Below are 17368 nucleotides of genomic sequence, written 5' to 3' on the forward strand. Positions count from 1 at the left end.
TTTTTTAACATTTTAAAAGAAGGAGGTAATAGTGTTTTATTTTCGTGTTTTTGATTCGGATAGCCCTATTTTGCTGGTTTAAATAAGGGATTAGTTCGAGTATTATTTGTAAATTGAGCAACAAAATAAATTGGCTAATGTTACCTGAAAAGATGTTAAAATATTTTCTTATTACAAAGTATGAGGATTTAGAAGCAAACCAATACCAAGTATTAAAGGATAATTATTTTACTAAGCCGAAAGATAGTTGGTATGAAGAGAAGGAGGTTAATGGAAGTAAAGAGAAAATATGGGATAAAAATAAAGTTACAGAGTTCTGGCAATTGATGCGGCAACATGCTATGGAATTTGGTAGATTAGAAAAATATTATAATTTTTCTGATTTTATTTTTCCTGAGTTTGAAGAAGTGTGTGATAATATAACAAAAGAAGATGAATTAAATAACTCAGAGAACTTTTGGAATGCAGGAGAAGTAAGAAGTTTTTCAGAGGATGTTGAGTTTCAATTAGCTCAATTTTTAGGGCAAGCGGATTTTAGTGAATCTTCGTTTATGAAATCCGCAGGGTTTGGTAATGTTAAGTTTTCTGAAGAAGCTAATTTCACGGGTGTTATTTTTTTGAAGGATGTTGTTTTTGCTTATTCTGAATTTTCAAGAAAAAGAAGTATTTTCGATTATGTTAAGTTCTTAGGAGAAGTTAGTTTTGGAAATGCTAAATTTTTAGGTGAAGTTTTTATTAATAAAACTGTGTTTTCTAAAAATACAGACTTTAATGAAACTATTTTTTATAGTTGGACACACTTCCGTTCTTCTAAATTCTTAGGGACTTCTATGTTTATAGAGACTTCGTTTAAAAATCCTGTTTCATTTGGAGGCGTGGAATTTTCAAAAGGAAAAGAAACTTTGTTTAAAGGTTTAAAAGGAGATGAAGAAGGTGTTTTAAGACTTAATTTTAGTAAAGTAAAGTTGCCAAAGAGTCTTGTTTTTAGAGAAGTAAACTTAAAAAACACATATTTTAATGAGTCAGATATTACAGAGGTAAAATTTAAAAATTGTATTTGGAATGAAGAAAAGGGAAGGATTATTTTATATAATGAGTCAGATGTTACTAAAGTAAAGTTTGAAAATGGTTTTTGGGATAAACAGAAACGTATGTTTGTTCGCAAAAATAAATTGCCATTTAATAATGAATCACCTTATGAAGAACAAGAAGGTTTATATCGAGATCTTAAAAAAAACTTTGAAAATTCTAAAGATTGGGAATTATCAGGAAAGGCTTACGTTAGTGAGATGGAAATGCGTAGAAAAACTTTTTATAATAAGTTTGTAAAAAAGAGTAGAAATTTTCAAATGTTAAAAGCACTTATAGCATTTGTTAATTGGTTTTTATTTAGCTTTTATAAAAATTTTGGAGGGTATACTCAAAACTACATTAGGCCATTATTCTTTTTTATAGGGTTATTTCTTGTTTCTTTGTTTATGTACTCAGATTGCTTTTCGTTAAATGATTATTGTGAGTGTAGTTTTGTACCTTGGAAGGAAGCTATAGATGCTAGTTTACCTTTTTTTAAACCAAGTAATAATTCAGAGCATTTAAAATGGATATATTTTCAAAAAATATTTTCGTCTATTCTTTTAACTTTTCTTATTCTTGGGCTAAGAAAAAGATTTAAGCAATAAAAAAAAGAACATTACCCATAAATACTGATAAAATGAAGTTTACACCTCGAAAAATTAATTTTTTCACCTTATTTAAATTACCATCTGCTTATATCTGCGGAATTAAAGTAAAATCGATTACTGAAGAGAAATCTTTGATAACTGTAAAGCATCGATGGATTAATCAAAATCCTTTTAAGAGTATGTTTTGGGCCGTTCAAGGAATGGCAGCAGAATTATCTACAGGAATATTAGTGATGCAATCTATAGATGCTTCTAAAAGAAAAGTGTCGATGCTGGTTACTAACATGAATGCAACTTTTACTAAAAAGGCAACTGGTAGAATTATGTTTGAGTGTAATGATGGAGTAGCGATAAAAGAAGCAATTCAAAAATCGGTAGTAACAGGCGAGGGACAAACGGTTTTGGTGACTTCAGAAGGTATAAATAAAGACGGGGTTTCAGTATCTAAGTTTCAGTTTGAGTGGAGTTTGAAAGTAAAACCGTAACAAAAAATAAATTTATACGTCTAATTATTGAATATAAAAACTTAAAAGATGAACGCACACGAAATAGATTATCGCATTTTCGGAGAAGAAATGCAGTATGTAGAAATTGAATTAGATCCGCAAGAAGGAGTTGTTGCCGAAAGCGGAAGCTTTATGATGATGGAGGCTGATGTGAAAATGAGTACTATTTTTGGTGATGGTTCTAATCAAGAAACAGGTTTGTTAGGGAAAATATTCTCGGCAGGAAAAAGAATTCTTACTGGTGAGAGTTTGTTTATGACAGTTTATACTAACGAAGGTAGGGGTAAAAAACAAGTTTCGTTTGCATCCCCATATCCAGGAAAAATTATACCTATCGACTTATCAGAATTCGATGGTAAATTTATCTGTCAGAAAGATGCTTTTTTATGTGCAGCGAAAGGAGTTTCTATTGGTATAGAATTTTCTAAGCGACTAGGGAGAGGTTTGTTTGGAGGCGAAGGTTTTATTATGGAAAAGTTAGAGGGAGACGGAATGGCTTTTGTACACGCAGGAGGTACAATGGCTAAAAAAGTTTTACAAGCGGGTGAAATTTTAAAAGTAGATACGGGTTGTATTATTGGTTTTACAAAAGATGTGGATTATGATATTGAGTTTGTAGGCGGAATAAAAAACACTGTTTTTGGAGGTGAAGGCTTATTTTTCGCGAAACTTCAAGGTCCAGGAACGGTATATATTCAATCATTACCTTTTAGTAGGTTAGCGGGGCGTGTGTTAGCAATGGCACCACAAACAGGAAGAGGAGATAAAGGAGAAGGAAGTGTTTTAGGTGGCTTAGGAAATATTTTAGATGGTGATAATAGATTTTAAAAGTGTATATAATAAGCATAAAAAAACCGCCAATTGGCGGTTTTTTTATGCTTATTATATTGTTCTATATATTTAATTGATCAAATATGTTTAATAGTTCTTCTCCTTGTGAAGGAGCAGGAGCATTAGGGTTTACAATATTTCCGTTAGGATCTATAATTATAAATTTAGGTAGCCCTTTTATTAAAAATTTTTGAGCCCATTCTAAATTATTAGGTTTATCACCGCTAAATAATTGTATACCTGTCATTTCACGATCAACAATTGTTTGCTTCCATTTTTCACGAAGCTCTTTTGCATCAACATTAATACTTACAAAATCTATATTTTTACCATGGTATTCTTCTTCTAATCTTTTTAATAAAGGTATTTCTCTTTTACAGTTACTACACCATGTAGCCCAAACATCAACATATAAATATTTTCCTTTATTAAGTAGATCGTCTAAAGAGGTTTTTCCACCTGCGTAGTTTTCAAAATCTTTAAACTTAGGAGAAACCTCACCTTTAGCTGTTGTTTTTAAAATATTATAAATTTTTGAAATAGCTTCTTTTTGGTCCTTATTAGTAGAGTAAGCCATAAACTTACTGTAAAATTCTTTTAATTGATAGGTAAGAGTTATGTCGTTTTTGGCACTCTTATACATTAAATCATTTTTTATTAAGCTATCATTAACTGTTGTATTTACGACTTCTAGATAGTTTAAAAAACGATCACTACCTTCTTTAATTTCGTTTCTAGATGCGCTTAATAATTTAGTCTCAATAATTTTACGATAAGAATATGAGTTCATGTAATCATTGCGACTATTGTAATTAAAGTTTACTAAAGGGGTAGGGAAATCTTCAGAAACTTTAAATTCATAATCACCAGTTAAAGTACCATGAAAATCTTGATAATTACTTAGATTTCTCAAGTATTCATAATCAATATTTTTTACTTCATTTTTTAAGAATTCAACAGGTAAATTATTAGAAATAGATAATTCTGTTAGAGCGTCTTTATATTCATCCATTTTTTCTAAAAAATCTTCTTCTTCTAAAGCAAAATATTTATTGGCATTTATTAAAATTTCAGAAAATTTTTTCTTTTTTTGAATAAAATAGCTGTTAATGTTTGCATTGGTTCCTTTAAAGCTAATTTTATCAGCTTTTTTATAATCAAGCTTAATCGCTGTGTCTACAGTGTCATTGAGATATAGGTTTAAAGTGACTCTTCTTTCTTGAAGTATAAGCGTGTAATATCCGTCTCTATCAATCCTAATAGTATCTAAAAATAAGCCTGTTTCCTTGTTGAATTTTATTTTTTTAGTAAAATTAATGCCATCTAAGATAACCTCTCTTTTTTTGAAATTTTCTATTTTACCTGATAAAATAAGATAATCTTTTACCGGTTTTTCTTCTTTTTTACAAGAGAAAAAAGCAATACTTGCAATAAATAACAGGATTATTTTCTTCATTTCTTTTCAATTTTAAGGGAAATTACTTTTTTTTATTCGGTTTGCAAAATTGTAGTTTAATTAATAAATTTTGAAGCATAAAAAAACCGCCAATTGGCGGTTTTTTTATGCTGATTATGTATTGCGTTATATTTTTAATTCGTCAAAAATATCAAGTAATTCTTGTCCAGCAGAAGGTCTTGGAGCATTAGGGTTTACAATATTTCCATTAGGATCAATAATTATAAACTTAGGTAATCCTTTTATTAAGAATTTCTTCGCCCATTCTAATTCAGATTGTTTTTTACCGCTAAATAATTGTATTCCTGTCATTTCACGATCAACAATTGTTTGCTTCCATTTTTCATGCTGATTTTTATCATCAACACTAATGCTTACAAATTCGATGTTTTTTCCGTGATATTCCTCTTCTAATTTTTTTAATAAAGGAATTTCTCTTTTACAATAAGCACACCAAGTAGCCCATACATCAATGTATAAGTATTTTCCTTTCCCTAATAAATCATCTAAGGAAGTAGTTCCTCCCGCATAATTTTCAAAATCTTTAAATTTTGGAGCAGGTTGTCCTTTGGCTGTAGTTTTTAAAATATTATAACTTTTAGATATTTCTTCTTTATGTTCTTTATCGGTAGAGTATGCCATGAATTTATCATGAAACTCTTTTAAATTGTTAGTGTAAGTTATACCTTCTTTGGCACTTTTGTATAATAAATCGTTTTTAGCTATAGTATCGTTAACCTCAGTTTGTAAGGTTTCTAAATACGTTAAAGAGTAATCTTCACCTTCTTTGTTTTTATCTTTAGCGATAACTTCTAGTTGTGTTTCTAACATTTTACGGTAAGAGTATGAGTTTACATAATCATCACCGCTACTGTAGTTAAAGTTTTCAAGAGGGTCTGGGAAGTCTTCTGAAACCTTAAATTCACTATCACCAGTTAAAGTACCGTAATAATCTTGGTAGTTACTTAAATTCCTTAAATATTCGTATTCAATATTTTTAACTTCACTTTTTAAGAATTCAGGCGATAAATTATTAGCAATAGATAACTCGGTTAAAGCATCTTTATATTCATCCATTTTATCTAAGAAGTCTTCTTCATCTAAAGAAAATAGTTTGTTTGCGTTTATTAAAATTTCAGTAAATTTTCCTTTTTTCTGAACAAAGTAATTATTGATATTCGCATTGGTACCTTCGTATGCTACTGCGTCAGCATTTTTGTAGTCAAAAGTAATTTTTGTATCAACAGTATCAGAAAGGTATAGATCAAAATTTCTTTTATTAGCTGTTAAGGTATAGTACCCTTTTTTGTCAATTCTTAAGGTATCTGAGAAATTTCCAGTTTTTTTATCAAATTTTATTTTTTTAGTAAAATTGAAACCATTTAAGGTTACATCTCTTTTTTTGAAATTTTCTATTTTACCTGATAAAATAAGATAATCTTTTACCGGCTTTTCTTCTTTTTTACAAGAGATAATGGTAATTCCTACGAAGGCTAAAAGTATTAATCTTTTCATCGTTTAATGTTTATGTTAATAAGGGATTAAGTGGGCTAAGATACTTTTTTTAGATTTTTTATCAAAAAAATTAACAAAATATTTGATATTTATGACTATCTAAAAGGTGTTTACTTATGAATAAGTAAGGTTTATTGGATATAAAAACCTCAAGTAGTTAGCTTGAGGTTTTAGTGTTTTTTATTGATCGATTTCTGTACGAGATTCTTCAGGTTTTTCTCCTTTTTCTATTTTGATGATCAGTTTATTGTCTTTATCATCTAAATCCATAAAAATAGTATCTCCTTCTTCTAATTTTGAGTTTACAATTTCTTCAGCTAAAGCATCTTCAATATACTTTTGAATTGCTCTCTTTAAAGGTCTTGCACCATATTTTTTATCAAAACCTTTGTCTGCTATGTAGTCTTTTGCTTTTTCGCTTAATGTTAGCTTATAGCCTAAATCAGCAATACGATTTAATAGTTTTTCTAATTCAATATCGATAATTTTATGAATGTCTTCTCTTTCTAAAGAGTTGAAAATTATAACATCATCAATACGATTTAAAAATTCTGGGGCAAATGATTTTTTTAAAGCACCTTCAATAATACTCTTTACATGTGAGTCTTCTTGTTCTTTTTTCGATGAAGTTCCAAAACCAACTCCCGAGCCAAATTCTTTTACTTTACGAGCTCCTATGTTAGAAGTCATAATAATAATGGTGTTTCTAAAATCTATTTTTCTACCAAGACTGTCGGTGATGTGTCCGTCATCTAAAACTTGTAATAACATGTTAAAAACATCTGGATGTGCTTTTTCAATTTCATCTAAAAGAATTACAGAATATGGTTTTCTTCTAACTTTTTCAGTTAACTGACCACCTTCCTCATAACCTACATATCCGGGAGGCGCACCAATTAAACGAGAAATAGCAAATTTTTCCATGTATTCACTCATATCGATTCTAATTAAGGAATCGCTAGAGTCGAATAACTCGCGTGCCAATACTTTTGCTAATTGTGTTTTTCCAACTCCTGTTGATCCTAAGAAAATAAAAGAACCAATCGGTTTATTAGGGTCTTTTAAACCTACACGATTACGTTGTATTGCTTTTACCACTTTGGTAACAGCTTCGTCTTGTCCGATGACTTTACCTTTAATCATATTTGGTAAATCAGCTAAACGATTACTTTCTGCCTCTGCAACTCTGTTTACAGGTATTCCTGTCATCATAGAAACAACTTCAGCAACATTATCTTCGGTAACAACTTCTCTGTTTAATTTAGCATCTTCTTCCCACTGGTTTTCTGCGGATGCTAATGCGGTTTCCATATTTTTTTCGTCATCACGAAGCTTTGCTGCTTCTTCGTATTTCTGACCGCTTACAGCTTTTGTTTTTTGTTCGCGAATTTCTTCTAATTTAGCTTCTAATTCTAGAATTTGCTGTGGAACAACAATGTTTGTAATATGAATTCTAGATCCAGCTTCATCCAAAGCATCAATAGCTTTGTCTGGTAAAAAGCGATCTGTCATATAACGATTTGTTAATTTTACACAGGCATCAATAGCTTCATCAGTAAATGATACTTGATGGTGTGCTTCGTATTTACCTTTAATATTGTGTAAAATTTGTATTGTTTCTTCAACAGTTGTTGGTTCTACAATTACTTTTTGAAAACGACGTTCTAAGGCGCCATCTTTTTCAATATTTGTTCTAAATTCATCTAAAGTAGTTGCGCCTATACATTGAATTTCTCCACGAGCTAAAGCTGGTTTAAGCATGTTAGAGGCGTCTAAAGAGCCTGTAGCACCACCCGCACCAACAATTGTGTGAATTTCATCAATAAATAAAATAATATCGTCATTCTTCTCTAATTCGTTCATTAGAGCTTTCATGCGTTCTTCAAACTGACCCCTGTATTTTGTTCCGGCAACTAAGCTGGCTAAATCTAAAGAAACAATTCTTTTATCAAATAAAATACGAGATACTTTTCGTTCTACAATTCTTAAGGCTAAACCTTCGGCAATGGCAGATTTACCCACACCAGGTTCTCCAATTAACATTGGATTGTTTTTTTTACGTCTACTTAAAATTTGAGAAACACGTTCAATCTCTTTTATTCGACCTACAACAGGATCTAGTTTACCAGAAACTGCTAGTAATGTTAAATCGCGTCCGAAATTATCTAATACCGGAGTTTTAGATTTTTTAGTTTGTTTTCCTTTGGGTGTTTGCTGCCCGAAAGGATTCGATTTGTCATCTGTAAACTCATCATCAGAAGGAGTTTCTGCAGTAGGAGAGGGAAAGGTGTCTTCCATATGAAGTTCTTTGTAAAGTGCTTTTGCTTCTTCGTAGCCTACATCATATTTCTGAAGCAGTTTTGTTGCAGGGTCATTTTCATTACGTAAAATACATAATAATAAATGAGCAGTGTCAATTGAACTACTTTGGTATAATTTGGCTTCTAAAAACGTTGTTTTTATTGCTTTTTCTGCTTGTCTTGTAAGGTGCAAACTCTTTTTTTCGATGCTTGCTATTGATGGGGTAGTCGGATTTAGTTTCTCTAATTTATTACGCATCAAATCTAAATCTACATCAAAAGTAGTTAATATCTCAATGGCTTTTCCGTCTCCTTTTCTAATCAAACCTAACAAAAGATGTTCTGTTCCAATAAAATCGTGTCCTAATCGTAAGGCTTCTTCTTTACTGAAAGTAATTACATCTCTAACTTGTGGTGAAAAATTATCGTCCATAAATTTAATTTGTATAAATGTAAAGTTAGTAAGTTTTTTTCTTAAAAATTACAAAAAAGGTGCCAATAGTTTTTAACAGCCATTCTGACAAAGTAAATGCACATGAATAATGTTTGAAAAACGCTTAAAATTGTTGATAAGTATCATTAAAACAATAAAAATATTTTTTGTGTAAAAGAAGCCATTATAGTATCTTGCAATGTTTTAAAAAATACAGCTAATTTTAGTGTATTTTAGAAGTGAGTTTTATCAAGTGTAAAATTCACTTTTTTAACGAAAATGAGAATTAATATTTTAAAAAAATATATATGGCAGATGGCGAAAAGTTGATTCCTATCAACATTGAAGAGCAAATGAAAGCGGCGTATATCGATTATTCAATGTCGGTTATCGTATCAAGAGCATTACCAGATGTAAGAGATGGTTTAAAACCAGTTCACAGAAGAGTTTTGTTTGGTATGCATGAGCTTGGAATTAAAGCAACAGGGTCATATAAAAAGTCGGCAAGAATTGTAGGGGAAGTACTAGGTAAGTATCACCCGCATGGTGACACCTCTGTATATGATTCTATGGTACGTATGGCACAAAACTGGAGTGTGCGTTATATGATGGTTGATGGGCAAGGTAACTTTGGTTCTGTTGATGGAGATTCTCCTGCAGCAATGCGTTATACCGAGGTGAGAATGCAGAAGATATCAGAAGATATGTTAGCTGATATTGAAAAAGATACTGTTGATCATCGTTTAAACTTTGATGATACTTTACAAGAGCCAACAGTTTTACCAACACGTATTCCTAACTTGTTAGTAAACGGGGCGTCTGGTATTGCAGTAGGTATGGCAACAAATATGGCACCACACAACTTAACAGAAGTTGTAAATGGTACGATTGCTTATATCGAAAATAGAGATATTGAGATTGATGAGTTAATGCAACATATTAAAGCACCAGATTTTCCTACAGGAGGAACCATTTATGGTTACGAAGGTGTAAAAGATGCTTTTCATACAGGGCGTGGACGTATAGTGATGCGTGCCAAAACTAGTTTTGAGGAGGTAAAAGGAAGAGAATGTATTATTGTTACTGAAATTCCTTATCAGGTGAACAAAGCAGAAATGATTAAAAAAACTGCTGAGTTAGTAAATGATAAAAAGTTAGAAGGAATAGCTAATATACGTGACGAATCTGATAGAAACGGAATGCGTATTGTTTATGTTTTAAAGCGTGATGCAATCCCTAATATCGTATTAAATAAATTATTTAAGTACACGCAATTACAAACATCATTTAGTGTAAATAATATTGCGCTAGTTAATGGTCGTCCAGAGCAATTAAACTTAAAACAATTAATTCATTATTTTGTTGAGCATAGACATGAAGTTGTTGTTCGTAGAACTGAGTTTGAATTAAAGAAAGCACAAGCAAGAGCTCATATTTTAGAAGGATTAATTATTGCTTCTGATAATATTGATGAAGTAATTAAGATTATTCGTGCATCAAAAAACGGTGATGAAGCTCGTGAGAAATTAATCGAGCGTTTTGAATTGACAGAAATTCAGGCGAAAGCAATTGTAGAAATGCGTTTGCGTCAGTTAACAGGTTTAGAACAAGACAAATTACGTGCTGAGTTCGACGAGATTATGTTAACGATTACCGACTTAAAAGATATTTTAGCAAACGAGCCAAGACGTTATCAAATAATTACAGATGAGTTGACTCTTGTTCGTGATAAATATGGTGATGAGCGTCGTTCTGAAATTCACTATGCTGGTGGAGATATGCGTATTGAAGATATGATACCAAACTCTAAAGTTGTAGTAACTATTTCTCATGCAGGTTATGTAAAACGTACCAATCTAGACGAATATAAAGTTCAGAATAGAGGAGGGCGTGGACAAAAAGGAGCAACGACTAGGAATGAAGATTTCTTGGAACATTTATTTGTAGGTACAAACCATCAATATATGATGTTCTTCACGCAAAAAGGTAAAGTGTTTTGGATGCGTGTTTATGAAATTCCAGAAGGAGGAAAGAACACCAAAGGTAGAGCAATGCAAAACTTAATCAATATCGAATCGGATGATAAAGTAAAAGCATTTTTAGTTACACAAGATTTAAAAGATGAAGAGTACATCAAAAATCATTATGTAATTATGGCTACTAAAAAAGGACAAGTTAAAAAAACGCCTTTAGAACAATATTCTCGTCCAAGAACTAATGGTATAAATGCCATTACAATTAAAGAGGGAGATGAGCTTTTAGAAGCTAAATTAACCACTGGTGATAGCCAAGTAATGTTAGCCTTAAAATCTGGTAAATCTATTCGTTTTGAAGAAGCAAAAACCCGCCCAATGGGAAGAACTGCATCAGGAGTTCGTGGTATTACTTTACAGCACGATAAAGATGAAGTTATCGGTATGATTGCAGTAAACGATATGGATAGTAATATTTTGGTAGTTTCTGAAAAAGGATACGGAAAACGATCTAAATTAGAAGATTATCGTGTTACAAACCGTGGAGGTAAAGGAGTAAAGACATTAAATATATCAGAAAAAACAGGAGAATTAGTTGCTATTAAAAATGTAGATGATTCAAATGATTTAATGATTATTAATAAATCAGGACTTACAATCCGTATGGCTGTAGAAGATTTACGTGTTATGGGACGTGCAACACAAGGTGTTCGTTTAATTAAGATAAAAGATTCTGACAGTATTGCAGCTGTAGCAAAAGTAATGCGTGAAGAAGACGAAGAAGAAGATGGCACGGAAATTGAAAATGAAGATATAACAAACGAAGAGCAAGAATAACAATAAATTTAAAAGTAACAAAAATGAAAAAACAAATACTAACCTTTTCTTTAGGATTGATGACATTAGGTTTAATGGCACAAAAATCTGAATTAAAAGCTGCTGAGAAAGCAATAAAAAAACAAGATTTCACTACTGCTATTTCAACTTTAAATGATGTTGAAGGAGCTGTAATGATTAATGGAGAAGATAAATATAAATCTAAATTTTACTTTTTAAAAGGTAAAGCATTAGCTGCAACAAAAGATTATAAAAATTCAGCTGAAGCTTTCAGTGAATTGTCAGCAATGGGTAAAAATAAATACTCTGTAGAAGCTAAACCTATCTTAGATCAAATGATTAAAGAAGTTTCAGAAAAAGCAGTTGATTTATATAATAATAAAAAAGATTTTAAAAAAGCTTCTGAAAATTTCTATTTAACGTATGTATTAAGCCCTACAGATACCTCTTTTGTTTATAATGCAGCTATTTCTGCAACACAAGCAGAAGAATATGATACTGCAATTAAATATTATAAAGAGTTAAGAAGGATTAACTATACAGGTGTTCAAACGCAATACTTAGCAACAAGTAAGTTAACAGGTAAAGTAGAAAACTTAGGTACAAAACAGCAAAGAGATTTGATGGTAAAGTCTAAGCAATATCTTAAGCCAGAAGATAAAGCATCAGAATCTAAGACCGCTACTATAGTAAAGAATATCGCATTATTGTTAAAACAACAAGGAAAGACAGAAGAAGCAATAGAGGCGTTAGCAGAAGCAAGAAAAGCAAACCCTAAGGATTTAAATTTACTATTAAATGAAGCTGACATGTATATTCAGCTTAAACAAATGGATAAGTTTGGAGAGTTAATGACTGAAGCAATTGCTTTAGATCCAGAAAACGCTACGTTATATTACAATTTAGGTGTAGTTAATTTTAATCAAGGTAGAGTTGAGGATGCTAAAAAGTATTATCAAAAAGCGATTGAATTAAAGCCTGATTATGGTGATGCTTACATGAACTTAGCAGTAGTTGTTTTAGATAAAGACAAGAAAATTGTTGAAGAAATGAATAATAATTTATCAAACTTTAAAAAGTATGACGAGTTAGCTTTACAACAAAAAGAAGTTTATAAAGAGGCATTACCTTTTTTAGAGAAAGCAGATTCTTTAAATAGAAGTATTGATACAGTTAAAACATTAATGAATTTATATGAAGTTTTAGAAAATGAAGCGAAAGCAACAGAGTACAGAGATTTATATAAGTCAATGAGATAAGCTTATTTCACTAAATAAAAAAACCGAAACTTTTAAGTTTCGGTTTTTTTTGTACTTTATTTTATGAGAATTCTAAATAAAACGTTTAATTACTCTTAATTTATGAGTGTGTTTATTGGTGTCTATATTATAAATACCGCTATGATCTAGCTTGTCTATGCGTACTTTACCATGTGCATGAATAATATTATAATCATTCATAATAATACCAACATGCGTAATATTACCATCTTCATTATCAAAAAATGCTAAATCACCAGGCTCACTTTCTTCAATAAAACTTAAAACCTCACCTTGGGTAGCTTGTTCTTTAGCATCGCGTAATAAATTATAACCACATAATTTATATACAGTTTGCGTAAAGCCAGAGCAATCAATACCAAAAGGAGATTTCCCTCCCCATAAATAAGGTACATTTAAAAACAGAAAAGCAGTATCAATAATAGCAGGTTTAGCTAGTTTCGTATTACATACTTTTCCTTCGTAAGAATATAAAGTTTTATTTATATTGATATTCTTGTCTTTGTAAAAAGGAAGTCTAGCTCCCATCGGAATAGTAGTTAAGTTGTGATTATTATCAGTAATAAAATCAATTAACTCACCAGCATAGTTTTTGTTTTCTTCGGATAAAGAATTATAAACATCCTCTGTAATTTCTTCATATTGCTTATTATCGATAAAACCTTCGTAATTATCGAAAGCTAAACGAATTTTACTCCATTTTTTAGATTTTTCTAAAACCTTAAAATGTTCGCCAAAAACTACTTGATTTACCATTTCTGATGGATCAGCAGGTTCAAGACGAAGAGGTACAATACTTAAATTACAAATTCCGAAAGACATTGATTAATAGATTAAAAATTAAACTCTCTCGATTACTATTGCACTAGCACCACCACCACCGTTACAAATACCAGCAGCACCAATTTTAGCGTTATTTTGTTTTAAGATAGAAGTTAAAGCGATAACAATTCTTGCTCCAGAAACCCCTAATGGATGTCCTAAAGAAACAGCTCCACCATTTACATTTACTTTATCAGCAGTTAAACCTAAAATTTTCATATTAGCTAAACCAACAACAGAAAATGCTTCGTTTAACTCAAAGTAATCTACATCATCAATCGCAAGTCCAGCTTTCGCTAATGCCTTTGGTAATGCCTTAGCAGGTGCAGTGGTAAACCATTTAGGTTCGTGTGCAGCATCGGCATATCCTTTTATTTTAGCTAAAGGCGTTAAGTTTAATTCTGCAGCTTTATCCGCAGACATTAAAACTAAAGCAGCTCCACCATCGTTAATTGTTGATGCATTTGCAGCAGTTACTGTTCCGTCTTTAGTAAAAGCAGCACGTAAAGCAGGAATTTTCTCCATTTTTACATTTTTATATTCTTCATCTTCAGAAAAGATAACTGGTTCGCCACGACGTTGAGGTATTTCTACGGGTACAATTTCATCAGCATATTTTCCTTCGCTCCATGCGTTAGAAGAACGTTTGTAAGATTCGATAGCAAAAGCATCTTGATCTTCTCTTGAAAAACTATATTCAGTTGCACATTCATCAGCACAAACTCCCATTGCTACTTGTTCATAAGCATCAACTAAACCATCTTTTTGTAAACCATCTTCCATTTTAATAGGGCCAAATTTAGACCCAGTTCTTGCATGTTGATAATGAGGAATCATACTCATGTTTTCCATACCTCCAGCAACCACAATCTCTGCATCACCTAAAGCAATTGTTTGCGCAGCTAACATGATAGATTTCATACCAGAAGAACATACTTTGTTTACAGTGGTACAAGGTACCGTATTCGGAATTCCAGCAAAAATTGCTGCTTGACGTGCAGGTGCTTGACCTAGTCCAGCAGAAACTACATTACCCATAAAAACTTCTTCAACCAGCTCAGGTTTTAAGTTGATTTTTTCTAAAGCTCCTTTTATTGCTACGGCACCTAATTTTGGTGCAGGTATCGTTGATAAAGTTCCTAAAAAACTACCGATTGGTGTTCTTGCAACTGATACAATAACTACTTCTTTCATATATTTGGGTATATTGTGTTAAGATTTGTTCTGCGAAAATAACCATTTTATAACCAATACTCAAATAATAGAGAAAGGTTATATTTACATTTTTAAACATAGAAAATGAACGATTTCATTAATAAGTTATATAAAAATAATGCAATTATTTATAAAGCATTGTTGTTTTTAATTACAGTTGTTTCAATTGTATACTTGTTTCCTAAAGGAGGACAATTTAAATACGATTATCCCCAAGGTAAGCCTTGGCAGTATGATAATTTTTATGCGCCATTTGATTTTGCTATTCAAAAAACAGCTCAAGAAATAGATGCGGAAACTCGTGAGATTAGATTAAATATCAAAAAGTATTTTGTTTACGATCAAGAAGTAGAAGCAGAGGTTTTATTTTCTTATCAAAATAAATTAACTCATTCAGATTCTTTATCAGTTAAAGATTTAGATATTTTAAAAAAGACAGGGAGTAAAATCATAAAAAAAATATACAAATATGGTTTTTTAGATGATGAAAGTGCTACTAGAGCGAATGAAAGAGAATTGGTGATTTTACGAAAAGGAAATTCAATAGATGATATTTATTTTTCGAGATTAATTCGATCTAAAGATGTGTTGAAATTTATTTCAGATAATAGTACAAATATTGATGAATATCAACAAGAGATTGTTTTAAATTGCTTATCAGAAGCCTTAAAATCAAATGTGATTTTTGATACAAAGTATAGTGATAAAGAATTAAATGGAGCAATTAAGAATATTTCTTATGCAAAAGGAAAAGTATCTAAAGGTGAATTAATAATATTGAAAGGAGATATTGTAGAAGGAAGAAAATTTAATGTTTTAAAATCGTATGAAACTGCGTCAAGTTCGCAACTTTGGGCAAAATCTAATTACTATTGGATTATTTTTGGATATACTATTTTAGTAGCTTTAGCTTTATTAATGTTACTGCTTTTTCTACAAAAATATCGATTCGAAATTTTTAATGATAACAATAAAGTAACCTTTATTTTCTTTAACGTTTTTTTGATGATTTTCGTGCAAACATTGGTTGTTAAATATAATTCAGAATACTTGTATGTTGTTCCGTTAAGTATCTTGCCAATTGTATTAAAAGCTTTTTTTGATGCAAGGCTAGGGTTGTTTACACATGTACTTACTGTATTGTTATTAGGGTTTATTGTACCTAACAGTTTTGAGTTTATCTATTTGCATATTATTGCAGGAATTGTAACGATATTAACAGTTTCTGAACTTTATAAAAGAGCAAGTTTATTTGTTTCAATAGGGCAGATAACTTTAATTTACATGATTACTTATTTTGCTTTTTCAATTTTAAAAGAAGGAAATGCAGATAAAATAAATTGGTTGTATTTCGGGTTGTTTGCTGCAAACGGATTATTATCTTTCTTAGCGGTATTCTTTATTTATTTTTATGAAAAATTGTTTGGTTTGGTTTCTGATGTGACCTTATTAGAATTGTCAAACACAAATTCGAAATTGTTAAGAGATTTAAATGAAAAAGCACCAGGAACTTTTCAACACTCAATGCAAGTAGCAAATTTAGCAGAAGCGGCAGCAAATGAAATTGGAGCCAATTCGATGCTGGTTAGAACAGGAGCATTGTACCATGATATAGGTAAAATGGCAACCCCGATGTACTTTACCGAAAATCAATCTACAGGCGTAAACCCGCATAATGATTTATCACCTAAAGATAGTGCTCGCATAATTTTAGATCATGTTATAAAAGGAATTGAAATAGCAAAGAAAAATAAGTTGCCAGATAGAATCATCGATTTTATTAGAACACACCACGGAACAAGTGTTACTTATTATTTTTATAAACAGGAAGTAGAAAATAACCCAACGGTAGAGGTAGATAAAAAGAAGTTTCAATACCAAGGACCTATTCCGTTTTCTAAAGAAACAGCTATTTTAATGATGTGTGACGCTGCAGAAGCTGCTTCTAAAAGTTTAAAAAATCCAACAGCACAATCAATAGATAACTTAATAGATAAGATTATTGATAAGCAAAAAAACGACAATCAGTTCATGAATTCTGATATTACGTTTAGAGAAATAGAAAAAATAAAAAAAATTATTAAGAATAAGTTAATGAGTATCTATCACTTACGAGTTGAATACCCAGATTAGCGGAATTTTTTTTCAAAAACACTTGTGAAAGCATTTAAGTGGTTGTATATTTGCACTCGCAATTTAAAACTCTTATTTATTAAGTAGTTTAAATTTCAAGGAGAGGTGCCAGAGTGGTAATGGAGCAGATTGCTAATCTGTCGACGGGTAACTGTCGCCAGGGTTCGAGTCCCTGTCTCTCCGCAATTAAATTGCACTCGGGGTGTAGCGTAGCCCGGTCATCGCGCCTCGTTTGGGACGAGGAGGTCGCAGGTTCGAATCCTGCCACCCCGACACTGTTTTCGTAGGAACATAAAAACTACGGGCTCTTAGCTCAGCTGGATAGAGCACCTCCCTTCTAAGGAGGCGGTCGGAGGTTCGAATCCTCCAGGGCTCACTTAAAGCT

General features: G+C 31.3%; 11 protein-coding genes and 3 tRNA genes. 9 read left to right on the forward strand and 5 right to left on the reverse strand.

Annotated features, from left to right (window positions below; translation table 11 throughout):
• Positions 1 to 152 precede the first annotated feature (152 nt).
• The 3 genes from N2251_RS03260 to N2251_RS03270 are packed head-to-tail and all read left to right on the forward strand — an operon-like array spanning position 153 to position 3016.
• Positions 153 to 1679, forward strand: coding sequence for a pentapeptide repeat-containing protein (locus tag N2251_RS03260; RefSeq protein WP_260585282.1), 1527 nt, complete (start codon positions 153 to 155; stop codon positions 1677 to 1679).
• A 32-nt stretch (positions 1680 to 1711) separates the two neighbouring features.
• Complete coding sequence (locus N2251_RS03265; RefSeq protein ID WP_260585283.1) at positions 1712 to 2167, forward strand: DUF4442 domain-containing protein; 456 nt, start codon at positions 1712 to 1714, stop codon at positions 2165 to 2167.
• A gap of 48 nt (positions 2168 to 2215) precedes the next feature.
• Positions 2216 to 3016 (forward strand): TIGR00266 family protein, encoded by an 801-nt coding sequence (locus N2251_RS03270; RefSeq protein WP_260585284.1) that lies wholly within the window; start codon positions 2216 to 2218, stop codon positions 3014 to 3016.
• Between the two features lie 64 nt (positions 3017 to 3080).
• On the opposite strand, the gene N2251_RS03275 is transcribed toward N2251_RS03270, so the two are convergent.
• From N2251_RS03275 to N2251_RS03285, 3 genes are all read right to left on the reverse strand, one after another.
• Entirely contained in the window at positions 3081 to 4475 is a 1395-nt protein-coding gene (locus tag N2251_RS03275; RefSeq protein ID WP_260585285.1) for a TlpA family protein disulfide reductase, read from the reverse strand.
• A 126-nt stretch (positions 4476 to 4601) separates the two neighbouring features.
• Positions 4602 to 5990: a redoxin domain-containing protein gene (locus N2251_RS03280; RefSeq protein ID WP_260585286.1), complete on the reverse strand. Its 1389-nt coding sequence runs from the start codon at positions 5988 to 5990 to the stop codon at positions 4602 to 4604.
• Positions 5991 to 6170: 180 nt separating this feature from the next.
• Positions 6171 to 8723, reverse strand: a complete 2553-nt coding sequence (locus N2251_RS03285) for an ATP-dependent Clp protease ATP-binding subunit (RefSeq protein ID WP_260585287.1) — start codon at positions 8721 to 8723, stop codon at positions 6171 to 6173.
• A gap of 308 nt (positions 8724 to 9031) precedes the next feature.
• On the opposite strand from N2251_RS03285, the gene gyrA reads away from it, so the two are divergent.
• Both gyrA and N2251_RS03295 read left to right on the forward strand, forming a co-directional pair.
• Positions 9032 to 11533, forward strand: coding sequence for a DNA gyrase subunit A (gene gyrA / locus N2251_RS03290; protein WP_260585288.1), 2502 nt, complete (start codon positions 9032 to 9034; stop codon positions 11531 to 11533).
• 23 nt (positions 11534 to 11556) lie between these two features.
• Positions 11557 to 12792: a tetratricopeptide repeat protein gene (locus N2251_RS03295; protein WP_260585289.1), complete on the forward strand. Its 1236-nt coding sequence runs from the start codon at positions 11557 to 11559 to the stop codon at positions 12790 to 12792.
• Positions 12793 to 12864: 72 nt separating this feature from the next.
• Here the strand turns inward: N2251_RS03295 and N2251_RS03300 are convergent, their stop codons facing one another.
• The gene (locus N2251_RS03300) at positions 12865 to 13635 is read right to left on the reverse strand and encodes a C40 family peptidase (protein ID WP_260585290.1); all 771 of its coding nucleotides are present in this window, start codon (positions 13633 to 13635) and stop codon (positions 12865 to 12867) included.
• Positions 13636 to 13653: 18 nt separating this feature from the next.
• Positions 13654 to 14829 (reverse strand): acetyl-CoA C-acyltransferase, encoded by a 1176-nt coding sequence (locus tag N2251_RS03305; protein ID WP_260585291.1) that lies wholly within the window; start codon positions 14827 to 14829, stop codon positions 13654 to 13656.
• Between the two features lie 105 nt (positions 14830 to 14934).
• Between N2251_RS03305 and N2251_RS03310 the strand changes: the two genes are divergently transcribed.
• The 4 genes from N2251_RS03310 to N2251_RS03325 all read left to right on the forward strand — a co-directional run bounded on the left by N2251_RS03310 (position 14935) and on the right by N2251_RS03325 (position 17359).
• Entirely contained in the window at positions 14935 to 16983 is a 2049-nt protein-coding gene (locus N2251_RS03310) for an HD family phosphohydrolase (RefSeq protein WP_260585292.1), read from the forward strand.
• A 99-nt stretch (positions 16984 to 17082) separates the two neighbouring features.
• Positions 17083 to 17166 (forward strand) — tRNA-Ser (locus N2251_RS03315).
• Between the two features lie 15 nt (positions 17167 to 17181).
• Positions 17182 to 17256: transfer RNA gene (locus N2251_RS03320), tRNA-Pro, on the forward strand.
• 29 nt (positions 17257 to 17285) lie between these two features.
• Positions 17286 to 17359: transfer RNA gene (locus N2251_RS03325), tRNA-Arg, on the forward strand.
• Positions 17360 to 17368: the final 9 nt, after the last annotated feature.

Source organism: Tenacibaculum haliotis (assembly GCF_025215075.1).
Classification (GTDB): Bacteria; Bacteroidota; Bacteroidia; order Flavobacteriales; family Flavobacteriaceae; genus Polaribacter; species Polaribacter haliotis_B.